The 12,689-nt window shown below is 37.7% G+C and carries 12 protein-coding genes; 11 read left to right on the top strand and 1 reads right to left on the bottom strand.

The genetic code is table 11. From position 1 onward, the window contains the following. The first annotated feature begins 1 nt into the window (after position 1). The 5 genes from IGK96_RS12545 (at position 2) to IGK96_RS12525 (ending at position 5,365) form a co-directional block, all read left to right on the top strand. The gene (locus IGK96_RS12545; protein WP_002354922.1) at positions 2-751 is read left to right on the top strand and encodes a Stp1/IreP family PP2C-type Ser/Thr phosphatase; all 750 of its coding nucleotides are present in this window, start codon (positions 2-4) and stop codon (positions 749-751) included. After that, a complete protein-coding gene (gene ireK / locus IGK96_RS12540; RefSeq protein ID WP_010824012.1) occupies positions 748-2,904 on the top strand; it encodes a serine/threonine protein kinase IreK in 2,157 nt (718 codons plus the stop codon). The genes IGK96_RS12545 and ireK overlap by 4 nt, the downstream gene beginning before the upstream one ends. Before the next feature lie 249 nt (positions 2,905-3,153). Then, a complete protein-coding gene (gene rsgA, locus IGK96_RS12535) occupies positions 3,154-4,047 on the top strand; it encodes a ribosome small subunit-dependent GTPase A (protein ID WP_002359046.1) in 894 nt (297 codons plus the stop codon). 23 nt (positions 4,048-4,070) lie between these two features. Next, positions 4,071-4,724 (top strand): ribulose-phosphate 3-epimerase, encoded by a 654-nt coding sequence (gene rpe / locus IGK96_RS12530; protein WP_002354925.1) that lies wholly within the window; start codon positions 4,071-4,073, stop codon positions 4,722-4,724. Then, positions 4,721-5,365 carry a thiamine diphosphokinase gene (locus IGK96_RS12525; RefSeq protein WP_002361010.1) on the top strand — a complete coding sequence of 215 codons (645 nt, stop codon included), beginning with the start codon at positions 4,721-4,723 and terminating at the stop codon, positions 5,363-5,365. Before rpe ends, IGK96_RS12525 begins: the two co-directional genes overlap by 4 nt. A gap of 102 nt (positions 5,366-5,467) precedes the next feature. Here the strand turns inward: IGK96_RS12525 and rpmB are convergent, their stop codons facing one another. Next, positions 5,468-5,656, bottom strand: a complete 189-nt coding sequence (gene rpmB / locus IGK96_RS12520; protein ID WP_002354928.1) for a 50S ribosomal protein L28 — start codon at positions 5,654-5,656, stop codon at positions 5,468-5,470. 284 nt (positions 5,657-5,940) lie between these two features. Here rpmB and IGK96_RS12515 point away from each other — a divergent pair, with 284 nt between their 5' ends. From IGK96_RS12515 to IGK96_RS12490, 6 genes are all read left to right on the top strand, one after another. Then, the gene (locus IGK96_RS12515) at positions 5,941-6,831 is read left to right on the top strand and encodes an ABC transporter ATP-binding protein (RefSeq protein WP_033624294.1); all 891 of its coding nucleotides are present in this window, start codon (positions 5,941-5,943) and stop codon (positions 6,829-6,831) included. Next, positions 6,824-8,065, top strand: coding sequence for an ABC transporter permease (locus IGK96_RS12510; protein WP_016618589.1), 1,242 nt, complete (start codon positions 6,824-6,826; stop codon positions 8,063-8,065). Before IGK96_RS12515 ends, IGK96_RS12510 begins: the two co-directional genes overlap by 8 nt. A gap of 228 nt (positions 8,066-8,293) precedes the next feature. Next, positions 8,294-9,622: a sensor histidine kinase gene (locus tag IGK96_RS12505; RefSeq protein WP_071646823.1), complete on the top strand. Its 1,329-nt coding sequence runs from the start codon at positions 8,294-8,296 to the stop codon at positions 9,620-9,622. Between the two features lies 1 nt (position 9,623). After that, a complete protein-coding gene (locus IGK96_RS12500; RefSeq protein WP_010816828.1) occupies positions 9,624-10,343 on the top strand; it encodes a LytR/AlgR family response regulator transcription factor in 720 nt (239 codons plus the stop codon). Between the two features lie 211 nt (positions 10,344-10,554). Next, complete coding sequence (locus IGK96_RS12495) at positions 10,555-10,917, top strand: Asp23/Gls24 family envelope stress response protein (protein WP_002354933.1); 363 nt, start codon at positions 10,555-10,557, stop codon at positions 10,915-10,917. Between the two features lie 82 nt (positions 10,918-10,999). Beyond that, positions 11,000-12,676 (top strand): DAK2 domain-containing protein, encoded by a 1,677-nt coding sequence (locus tag IGK96_RS12490; protein WP_002354936.1) that lies wholly within the window; start codon positions 11,000-11,002, stop codon positions 12,674-12,676. Positions 12,677-12,689 lie beyond the last annotated feature (13 nt).

Raw genomic sequence — 12,689 nt, 5'->3', positions numbered from 1 at the left:
TTTGGAAATCAACGTTCAATCAGATGTCGGTCGCAAAAGAAATACGAACCAAGATTATGCCAACGTTTTTGAGAACCAACAACACATAACCTTTGCTGTTTTAGCAGATGGCATGGGTGGTCACCAAGCAGGTGATGTCGCTAGCCAAATGGCAGTCAATAATTTAGGTGAGAGTTGGTCCAATGCGTCTGTCGACTCAGCTGAAAAATCTGCACAGTGGTTAATTCAAGCAATTCAAAAGGAAAATGAAAAAATTTATGAACGCGGACAATCGAAACCAGAGTATTTAGGAATGGGGACAACCGTGGTTGGTGCCATTCTTTTACCGGATTCATTTGTCTTAGCAAATGTGGGGGATAGTCGTGCTTATTTAGTTCGTGACCAACACATGTTACAATTAACAGAAGATCATTCTTTAGTGAATGAACTAGTAAAATCAGGGGAGATTACTCGTGAGATGGCTGCAAATCATCCACGAAAAAATGTCCTAACACGTTCTTTGGGAATGCCTGGCACTGTCGAAGTCGATGTAACCAATCATGAATGGCTGCCTAATGACTATTTACTGTTATGTTCGGACGGCTTAACCAATATGGTTCCTGAGACAAAAATTTTAGAAATTTTAGAGACGTCAGATCCCTTAGAATCCAAATTAAGCCAACTCGTTGCCCAAGCAAATGAAGCGGGTGGTTTAGATAACATTACCGTGTTAGTGATACACTTTGACGAACAGAAGGAGGAAAACCAATGATAGAAATCGGCAAGAAGCTGAATGGTCGATATCACATTATTGGCAGCATCGGAAGCGGCGGCATGGCCAACGTCTATTTAGCACACGATTTAATTTTAGACCGAGACGTTGCAGTAAAAGTCTTGCGCTTTGACTTCCAAAACGATCAAGCCGCCATCCGACGTTTTCAGCGTGAAGCACTAGCCGCAACTGAGCTGGTTCACCCGAATATCGTCAGTGTGTACGATGTAGGCGAAGAAGATGGACTACAATATTTAGTCATGGAATATGTGAAAGGAATGGACTTAAAACGTTACATCCAAACGCATTTCCCAATTCCTTATTCCACAGTTGTGGACATTACGCAACAAATTTTATCTGCTGTCGCAATGGCACATGAACATAGAATTATTCACCGGGATTTAAAACCGCAAAACATTCTGATTGACGAACACGGCACAGTCAAAATTACTGACTTTGGGATTGCGATTGCTTTGTCAGAAACGTCAATTACGCAAACGAACACAATGTTAGGTTCGGTGCATTACTTATCGCCAGAACAAGCGCGCGGAAGCATGGCGACTAACCAATCAGATATTTACGCTGTGGGAATTATTCTCTATGAAATGTTAACGGGGAATGTACCGTTTGATGGTGAATCAGCCGTAACGATTGCCTTAAAACATTTTCAAGAAGAAATTCCTTCTGTCAAAATGTTTGATCCAGGGATTCCTCAATCATTGGAAAATGTGGTTCGTCACGCAACCGCAAAAGACCCAAGCGATCGCTACAAAACAGCGAATGAGATGGCAGAAGACTTATACACGTCCTTGTCAGCCAGTCGTTTAAACGAACCTGCGTGGGAACCAACGGCTTTATTAGGAGAAACGAAAGTATTAACTCCGATTCCCGAAGACATCGCTGAACCGGAAGAGACAACGCCTGTCGAAGTTCCAGAAGATATCGCAGATGACATTTTAGCTGAACAACCACCGAAGAAAAACCGCAAAAAATTGTGGATTGGCTTAGCAATTGCGGCATTAATTGCTTTAGCAATAGGTGGCTTAGCCTTTGCAATGTCGGGCGGTAAAGACGTTGAAGTTCCTGATGTTACAAATGAAACGAAAGCGGCCGCTTCACAAGCGCTACAAAGTGCCGGGCTGAAAGTCGATAGTGAAACCAAAAAAATTCCCGACGATAAGATTGAAGAAGGCAAGGTGGTCAAAACAGACCCCGAAGCAAAATCATCTGTGAAAAAAGGCCGATCTGTTACTTTATATATCAGCTCTGGAACAGAAAAAATTGAGATGGCCGATTATACAAAGGAATCGTATGAATCTGCTGTCGAAGCCTTGAAAAAACTAGGGTTTTCAGAAGACCAAATTACAACGAAAAAAGAATACAGTGATTCTGTGTCTACAGATAACATTATTAAACAAAAACCAGCTGCAGGTAAAAAAGTTGATCCGAAAAAAGACAACGTCACTTTAACGGTCAGTGAAGGACCAGAAGCGGTTACTTTGCCTAGTTACGCCGGTTATTCTTACACAAATGCAGTAAATGCACTGGCACAATTAGGTATTTCTGAATCTCAAATTACGCGTGTCGACCAAGCAAGCGATACGGTAGAACCAGGTTTAGTCATTACGCAAGACCCCGCACCAGGGGGCACCGTAGTACCTAAAAATGGTCAAGTGACATTATATGTAAGTAAAGGTAGCGACAAAGTGACACTTTCTGATTATAGCGGAATTTCTTATGATAATGCGGTAAGTCGCTTAATTGCTTTAGGTATCCCAGAATCTCAAATAAAACGAGTGGACGAAGAAAGCGACAAAGTTGAAAAAGATACCGTGATTAGTCAAGAACCAGCTTCTGGTACCGCTGTTGATCCGAAAAATGACACGATTACTTTACATGTCAGCAAAGGCAGCGACTCAGTAACTGTTCCCGATATTTCAGGTTATTCGCCAAAAGCTGCAGAAGACAGCATCAATAACGCTGGCCTTAAAATCAATGAACAAGGATTATCTGGCTCTGGCGATGGCCAAGTCGTTGAACGAACTAGCCCATCCGCTGGCAGCAAAGTCAAAAAAGGCGACGCTGTTACGGTTTATTATTCAAAAGCAAATGATTCAAAAAGCACCACTAGTGAAAGTAGTACGAGTAATTAAGACAAGAGGTTGGGACAGGAGTGTTTAGCTTCAAGAAATAAGAAGAAATTTCCGAAAGATGCTTTTCGTCTTTCGAGGAATTTCGGCTTATTTCTGAAGAAGCTGCTCCTGTCCCGCCGTTTATCTTAAGATTTAAGTCTAGGAAGGTAAGTCATTTCGACTTATGTCCTAGGCTCTTTTTAATTAATAGAATCGAGAGGCTCCCTTGATTTCTCTGCCACTATCCTGTATATTCGAAAGTAGTTAGGAGTGGTTTATCTGAAAGGTCAAATCAGAAAAGCGTTAAGCGGTTTTTATTATGTATACGCAGATGGAGAAACATATCAAACAAGAGCGCGAGGGAATTTTCGTAATCGAAAAATTACGCCACTCGTGGGAGATGAAGTACTTTTTGAAAGCGATAATTTAACAGATGGTTATGTGTTGGAAATTTTACCAAGACGAAATGAATTAGTGCGCCCGCCTGTTGCAAATGTGGATCTAGGTGTGGTTGTCATGAGTATGGTTTCGCCAAATTTTTCGTTTAATTTGTTGGATCGTTTCTTAGTCAGCTTAGAGTATAAGGATATAGAACCAGTTATTTATTTAACGAAAGTTGATCTATTAGATGAGCCGCAACGTCAAGAAGTCACTGAAATTAAACAGATTTATGAAGCGTTAGGTTATGCGGTAATCGCTTCGGAAGACGTAGAAGCCACCAAAGAATTAGAACGCTTTTTCCCAGAACGGTTGACTGTTTTTATGGGACAATCAGGCGCTGGAAAATCAACATTGTTGAATCAAATTTCACCAGAATTACAACTAGCAACTGCGGAAATTTCCCAATCTTTAGGACGGGGCAAACATACGACCCGTCACGTGGAGTTGATTCCGTTATACGACGGTTTGGTTGCTGATACACCAGGATTTAGTGCCATCGATTTCTTGGAGATGGAAGCAGTGGAATTACCAAAGCAATTTCCTGAATTTGTTGCCGCGGCCTCTCACTGTAAGTTTCGTGAATGTATGCACCACAAAGAACCTGGTTGTGAAGTGAAACGCCAAGTGGAAGCGGGAACCATTGCGACGAGTCGTTACGAAAATTATTTACAGTTTTTAATGGAAATCGAGAATCGACGACCTGTTTATAAGAAAAAATCATAGCAAATATAAAGGGAGCGAGCCAAATGAAACTAGCACCATCCATTTTAAGTGCCGATTTTGCCAATTTAGAAAGAGATATCCGTTTAGTAGAAGAATTAGGAGCAGATTATATTCATGTTGATGTCATGGACGGTCAATTTGTGCCCAACATTACCTTAGGACCGAATATCGTTTCAGCGATTCGTCCAGTGACAAAACTACCATTGGATGTTCATTTGATGATTGTACAACCTGAAAATTATATCAATGCCTTTGCGGAAGCCGGTGCGGATATTATTACTGTCCATCAAGAAGCAACACCCCATATTCATCGTGCCTTACAAATGATTAAAAATGCGGGTGTGAAAGCTGGCGTAACCATCAATCCTGGGACACCACTTTCGATGATTGAAAATGTATTAGACTTAGCAGACCAAGTCTTGGTAATGACTGTCAATCCAGGCTTTGGCGGACAATCATTTATTGAAAACTCACTAGAAAAAATTGCTCAATTAAAAGAATGGAAAGAAACAAAAGGATACACCTATGAAATTGAAGTCGATGGCGGGATTGTTCCTGAAACTGCCGCACGCTGCAAAGAAGCCGGTGCAGAAGTGTTTGTTGCAGGCTCCTACATTTATAATGCTGAAAATCCTCAAGAACGAATCGATGCACTGAGAGCAGTGCTAGACAAATGAGTCGTGTCTTACTGGTAGCTGGCGGCAATCCAAGTGATTGGCCAACCATTGAACCAGCTACGTATGATTATTTCGTAGGTATTGATCGCGGCTGTCTCCATTTATTAGAGGCCGATTTACCGTTACAATTAGCAGTGGGCGATTTTGATTCATTATCACGAGAAGAATACCATTTTGTCCAAGAAACTGCCGAAACACTCATCCAAGCACCTGCTGAAAAAGATGATACAGATACACAATTAGCGCTTCAAGAAGCTTTACAACGATTTCCACAAGCAGAGATGACGATTATCGGTGCGACAGGGGGCAGAATTGACCACCTGTTAGCCAATCTTTGGTTACCCTTTGAACCACGATTTCAAGGCGTACTTCGCCAAATCCGTCTATGCGATCGTCAAAATAGCATCCAGTATTACGCCCCTGGTTCGTATATCGTACCAAAAGAGCCAGATAAAGAATATCTGGCCTACTGCTGTTTGACGCCTGTAGAAAACTTGACGCTACGACGCAGTAAATATTTATTAACCAATCAAGATGTTCCTTACCCAACATCGTATGCAAGTAATGAATTTATCGAAGAAGCCGCTGCTTTTTCCTTCGATGCAGGGATGATTGCAGTTATTCAAAGTAAAGACAAGTAAAAAGAAGTTGGACCTTCATCAAAGTGATGAAGGTCCAACCTCTTTTTTTATGCAATAAAAAAAGCCGAACAACGAACGTCCAGCTTTGCTTATTTAAGTTTATTAAACACGTTCGATTTTACCAGATTTCAAAGCACGAGTTGACACCCAAACTTTTTTAGGTTTACCATCGATTAATACGCGAACTTTTTGTAAGTTAGGTTTCACAGTGCGTTTTGTTGAGTTCATCGCATGTGAACGGTTATTACCACTTGAAGTCTTACGACCAGTGAAGTAACATACTTTTGCCATTTTAAGTTTCCTCCTTTGCCTTGATCTTGGAGCGATAATATTCAGCTCATACTAACTTAATTTATCATATTAGGCACTGATTTGCAAGAAGATTTTTAGTGACTAACAACAAAAGTAGCTTGTCAGGTGATAGTTTTTCATTGTCTGATTTTAAATACTTAAGAAATCCATGCACAAACGTAAGACGATAAAGATGAAAATTTAAGAGTTCAAGAAAAAAATGTAGTGGTCCGTGTTTGATTAATATAATTAAAGTACTTAGATAAATGAAAAAGGAGGAAAATATGAGCTTAGAAATTAAAAAGTTGAAAAAGAAAATGAATGAGCAGGAAATTATTAAAGGAATCAATTTGACTATTCCAGAAGGCGAAATTTACGGCTTCTTAGGCGCAAACGGTGCAGGTAAAACTACTATTTTCCGCCATATTTTAGGCATCTACTCTCCTGATGAAGGGGAAATAACCTGGCAGGGACGTAAAGTTGATCGCTTTGATGCTAAAGAGGTCGGTTATCTTCCAGAAGAGCGTGGCCTATACCCGAAAAGAACGGTGAGACAACAATTAACTTTCTTTGGGAAGCTCCGTAAAATGAAAAAGAAAGAAATTGAAAAAAGTATCCTCTTTTGGCTGGATTTTTTTAAGATACAAAAGAACGTAGATCGAAAAATTAGTGAATTGTCAAAAGGGAATCAACAAAAGATTCAATTTATTGCGTCGATCATTCATGGACCCAAGCTTGTCATTTTGGATGAACCATTCTCTGGGCTAGACCCGATTAATGCGAATCAACTAAAAGAAGCAATTCTTTTTTTGAAGGAAAATAGTGCTACGATAATTTTCAGCTCTCATCAAATGGCAAACGTAGAAGAAATCTGTGAAAACATTTGTATGATAAAAAAGGGTGAGGTTCTTTTAGAAGGAAATTTAAAAGAAATCAAAGATGAAACGGATAAAAGAAAAGTGATTGTTCAGGCTGATTTTGACAGAGAAATATTAAAACAAGATTTTGAAATAGAATCGTATAAAGAAGAAAATGATGTTATTTCTTTTTATGTAAAAGATGAATGTACTGCGAAGAAAATTCAAAAATTTATTTTTCAATCAGAAAATATTCAGCAATTCAGAATTGAGCCAATTTCGTTAAATGATATTTTTCTAGAAAGAGTGGGTGAGTAAAGTGAAAAATATAGTGACGATTGCTTTAGAAACATACAAACAAAAAGTCGTGTCAAAAGTGTTTGTTATTATACTGTTGGTTTTGATGGTAGGGACATTTTTGGGAATGAATTATGAAGGGATTCTAAAAAAAGAGGAACCAAGTAAAGAAACCATCCTTGTTGTTTCAAATAATCAAGAAACTGTTACTATGCTGAAAGAAGTTGGTAAAGGTACCAATCTGAACTTTGTTGACGGCGGTCAAAAGTTATCAGATGCTGAGAAAGAGCTGAAAGATAGAGCGAGTAAAACCATTTTGAAAATTGGAAAGAGTAGCGCTGGTCTATACGAAGGAAAAATTTATTACGAAGGAGCTCTCCAATATAATGTGTCTGAACAATTACAAAGTCTTGTAACCACTGTAAATCAATCGATTAAATTAAATCAATTAAATATTGATGCGGCGCAACAACAGTTTTTGAATGAAAGCACACGTTTATCCTTAGAATCTTTAGCTGGAAATCAAGATAATTCGGTTCAAACATTAATACTAGTTTATATTGTTGGTTTTATTCTCTACATTGCAGTTATGCTCTTTTCTACAATGGTTGCCCAAGACATTGCGGTGGAAAAGAGTTCAAGAGTTATGGAAATTTTACTCACAACAATTACACCAGTTCAGCATTTAATTGGTAAAATTGTTGGCATTGGGCTAGTTGGGGTAACGCAAGCAGCAGCAATTTTTGGGGCTGCGTATGCATCTTATGGAATTTTTGGAGATAGTACAGGAGTATTTGACTTTTTGAGTGAAGGCAAAAATAGTCAAGCAATCATCTTAGCTGTCATATGTTTCGTTTTAGGTTATTTGCTATATTCTGTTACGGCTGCTATTTTAGGTTCTGTTGTTTCCTCTGTTCAGGAAGTTCAACAGTTGATGTATATTTTGATTATTCCTTTATTTATTGCGATGTTTATGGTAATGATTCTTGCAGCTGGATTAGGAAGTAACCAAGCGACTATCATTTCATCTTATATACCGTATCTATCACCGATAGTCATGTACGCACGTTATATGCTGGGGGATGCATCGTTAAATGCTTTTGCAGTAGCGATGGGAATTAATCTGGTTTTTACTGCGATTTTAGCGTTTCTAGGGAAGAGTGTTTATCAAGGGGGCGTGTTTATTTATAGTGGAGATAAACTTATAAATGTTTTCAAAAAAGCGTTTAAATCTGGGAAATATTATGTTAGATGAGTATAAAAAATCTTGTCGCAACTCTCATGTATAAAACATTTATTTTGATAAATAAAAAAGTAATTGAAATTGTACACTCAGTATAGCGAGTGTACAATTTTTGTTTATAGCGTAATAGTCGGGCACCGAAATCTACTTTTTCTCAGTTTCACTTATAAAGAAAGCTTGAATTGTCTTTTATTAGAGTATATACTTTTTTTATTAACTGAAATATAAGGAGGTTTTAATTTGGTGAGGTTTGTTTTTATTCTAAGTAATATCACGGCAGTGTTTCAAGTGTTCTTTAATTATCTAAAGTCAAAAGTAGTAAAGCTTAATAAAAAAATTACTTTACATAGTATTTTTGGCTTGATGGTTATTGCAATTTTGAATGGCAAAATAATTTCTGCTATAGGAATGTACGGATTTGCTTGGATTTATTTGAGTATAATAATTTTAGGTTATTTTTTTATCTCTAAAAGCCTTATTAAAGTTTTGGGTATAAATTCTTATATCGTCATTATTTCAGCTATAAGTGGTCAGTTTGTATCCTTTGTAAAGGAAAAAATATTTGGCACAGAACTAATTTTTTCAAGTAATTTAACTATGTTTTTACATAGTACATTTCGGCTAGCGCTATCAGTAATTCTGACGATATTAATGATAAAGGGGATAAAAAAACTAGAAAAAAAGTTTTCTATTATCAATGAATGTCTTCTGCTTTTTAATTTGATAGGAATCGGCACAATGATTATCTACTATGCCAGCCTGATTTTAGGAAAATATTTGGGGAATAACAAGGAAATAATTGTAGTAAATTCAATCTTTCTCACGCTCTATTTAGTCGTTTCATTAATTTCTTTTATTGTGTATCTTAGTTCGCTCAAAAATAAATATGATATTCAACAGAAGGAAACAGAATATTTAGAAAATCAGAGATATATGGAGGCAATGGAGAAACAATTCAAGGAGATTCGGAAGTTTCGGCATGATTATAAAAATATCCTAAATTCATTAGAAGATTTTATTGTAAGTGGAGATTACGAGAGTCTTAATGACTATTATTTCAATAAAATAAAGAAAGCATCAAAATGCATTGACCAAAATGGGTTCAAGTTAGAAGCGATTGGAAACATTCGAGTAAGAGAAGTTAAAAGTCTCCTTGTGTCTAAGTTGATTTCAACGCAAGAAAAAGGAATGGATGTACAGTTAGAAGTGACTGAACCAATTGAAGAATTAGCCATTGATTCAATTTCTTTGGTTAGAATACTAGGTATTTTTTTAGATAACTCTATAGAAGAAATCGAATTTTTAGGTGAGGGTAAGCTTGTAATCGCTGTATATAAAGATGCCTCTGCTGTACATATTATTATCCAAAATTCATGTAGGAAAAATTTACCAAAATTCCATCTACTTAAGCAACGCGGTTTTTCATTAAAAGGCACTGATAGAGGAATGGGATTGAGTAATGTTCAAGAATTGCTTCAATCCCTAAATAATGTTCAACTAGCTACCTCCATCAGTGATGGATGGTTTACTCAAAAATTGACGATTGAAAACAATAGGAGGTGCGAATAAGGTGATTTCTATTATTATTTGCGAAGATGATTGGCGACAACGACAAATGTTAGAAACCTATGTTAAAAATTACATAATGATGGAAAGTCTTGATATGGAACTGGTTTTTTCAACAGGAAATCCGTTAGAAGTACTTGAATTTGTCAAAAGTCAGCCTAGAATAATTGGGTTATATTTTCTAGATGTTGATTTACAACATGAAATGTCAGGATTAACCTTAGCAGCTAAAATCAGAGACTACGATAATTTAGGTAAAATCGTTTTTGTCACAACACATGGGGAACTGTCCTATCTGACGTTTACGTATAAAGTGGAAGCGCTGGACTATATCATTAAAGACAACAAAGAACATCTACAGCAGAAAATCTGTGAAAATATTCAATTGGCTCATGAACGTATAACTAGTGAACGTGGAGATACAAAAAAATTATTTAAATTTAAGGACGGCGATACCATTCGGTCTGTAGATATGGCAACAATCATTTTTTTTGAATCTTCTTCCGTATCGCATAAAATCGTTTTACATCTTGAAAACGGAGAAATTGAATTTTATGGTTCCTTAAAGGAGATTGAAGAACAGTCTAATGACTTTTATCGTTGTCACAAATCATATTTAATCAACCGCAAGCATATAAGTAAAGTTATAAAAAGCGAACGGATTGTCGAAATGAGTAACGGAGAAAGATGTTTAGTCTCAGTGAGAGCCATGAAAAACCTCTAAAATCAGCAGACAAGATTCAATGAACCAAGTCGAATCTTGTCTTTTTCTGCATTGACAATGCACGACAAACGTTGTAAATTGTACAAATGTTGGTAATTATGAGGAAGGGTCTATAATATCTGACGAACTTCCTTTTAATTAAAGGCTGGATATGATAAAATGTTATGGAAGAAAATAGGGCGAATGTGCTCTTATAAGGAGGCTTTCATCAATGGCTGTAAAAATTCAAACACCCGCAGGTACCATTGAGATTACCAATGATGTGATCGCTACAGTAGTTGGCGGAGCTGCGACAGATATTTACGGAATTGTCGGAATGGCAAGCAAAAATCAAATTAAAGATAACTTAAACGATATTTTACGTCGTGAGAATTACTCACGTGGTGTCGTTGTTCGTCAAGAAGACAACGGAATCGCAGTGGATGTCTACACGATTGTTAGTTATGGTACAAAAATTTCTGAAGTTTCTCGTAACGTCCAAGAAAAAGTAAAATATAATCTTGAAACATTATTAGGTGTCACTGCGAATTCAGTTAACGTTTTTGTTCAAGGAGTTCGTGTATTACCGGATTAGAGGTAGTGTACTGTCAACGATGCAATTGCACAAGGAAGTCGTGTGTTGCCGTTAGCGGTAAATCTGAAGGAGGATTTTTTAGGTGAATGTAACAGAAATCAGCGCAGGTCAGTTCCAGGAAATGGTCCAGGCAGGTGCGACTCGTCTGCACACAAATGCAGAATATGTCAACTCATTAAACGTTTTCCCTGTACCCGATGGTGATACAGGAACAAATATGAACTTATCAATGACCAGTGGTGCAAAGGCTGTGGCCGATTCTCGCTCTGAAAAAGTAGGAGAATTAGCAGGCGCGTTATCCAAAGGGTTATTAATGGGTGCTCGTGGAAATTCTGGGGTTATTTTATCTCAATTATTCCGCGGCTTCTCAAAACAAATTCCTGAGGTTACAACATTAAATGCCAAAGACTTGGCCGCTGCATTTACACATGGTGTAGAAACAGCGTATAAAGCAGTGATGAAACCTGTTGAAGGAACAATCTTAACTGTTTCTCGTGAAGCGGCGCGTTCTGGTGAACGTAAAGCGAAAGAAACAGATGACTGTATCGAAGTTATGACAGCTGTTGTAGCAGGTGCTAAACGTGCCTTAGCGAAAACACCTGATTTATTACCTGTCCTAAAAGAAGTCGGCGTTGTAGATAGTGGGGGTCAAGGACTACTATTTATCTATGAAGGATTTTTAGAAGCGCTTAGTGGTGAATTTTTACCAACTGAAACGTATGAACCAAGTCCTGCCGAAATGGACGAAATGGTTAATGCTGAACATCACCGTGGTGTTAGTGGCCACGTTGCGACAGAAGACATTAAATTTGGCTATTGTACAGAAATTATGGTTCGTATCGGCGAAGGTCCAACCGTGGACAGCGCTTTTGATTATGAAACATTCAGAAACTACTTAAATGAACTAGGCGATTCTCTATTAGTCGTTAACGATGACGAAATTATCAAAGTTCACGTACACACCGAGCATCCAGGTGAAGTGATGAACTACGGCCAAAAATTTGGTTCGTTAGTAAAAATAAAAGTAGACAATATGCGTTTACAACATGAAACGTTAGTTGAACGCGATGCTCAGCAAGAAGCGTTGACTGAAAAAGTTCGCGTACCGTTTGCTGTGATTGCTATTGCAGCCGGTGAAGGCGTTCAAGAATTATTCCGAAGTTTAGGTGCAAGCTACATTATTAGTGGTGGCCAAACAATGAACCCAAGTACGGAAGATATTTTAAAAGCAGTCAAAGAAGTGAATGCAGAGCAAGTCATTATCTTACCAAATAACAAAAACATCTTTATGGCAGCTGATCAAGCAGCAGAAGTTGCCGATGTACCAGTAGCGGTTGTTCCATCTAAAACCATTTCTCAAGGAATGACAGCAATGTTAGCTTTCAATGATCAACAATCATTAGAAGAAAACAAAGCAAGTATGACGGAAATGTTAGACAGCGTTGTGAGTGGTCAAGTAACCACAGCTGTTCGTGACACAACCATTGATGACGTTGAAATTAAAAAAGATGACTTCTTAGGAATGATTGATGGTAAAATCGTCGTTTCTGAAGCAGATCGTTTTAATGCATCATTAGACACGTTGAACCGCATGATTGATGAAGACACTGAAATCGTGACAATTATTGTCGGCGAAGATGGCTCGGTTGAAGAAGCTGAAAAGCTAATCGCTATTTTAGTTTCTGAAAACGATGAACTAGAAACAGAACTTCATGAAGGTGGACAACCTGTATATCCATACTTATTCTCAGCAGAATAGGTTTTCGTGATGA

Origin of the sequence: Enterococcus sp. DIV0682 (genome assembly GCF_051712685.1) — a bacterium.
Classification (GTDB): Bacteria; Bacillota; Bacilli; order Lactobacillales; family Enterococcaceae; genus Enterococcus; species Enterococcus faecalis.
Note: the sequence above shows the minus strand (reverse complement) of the source record. Positions and strands in the feature narration are given on the sequence as shown.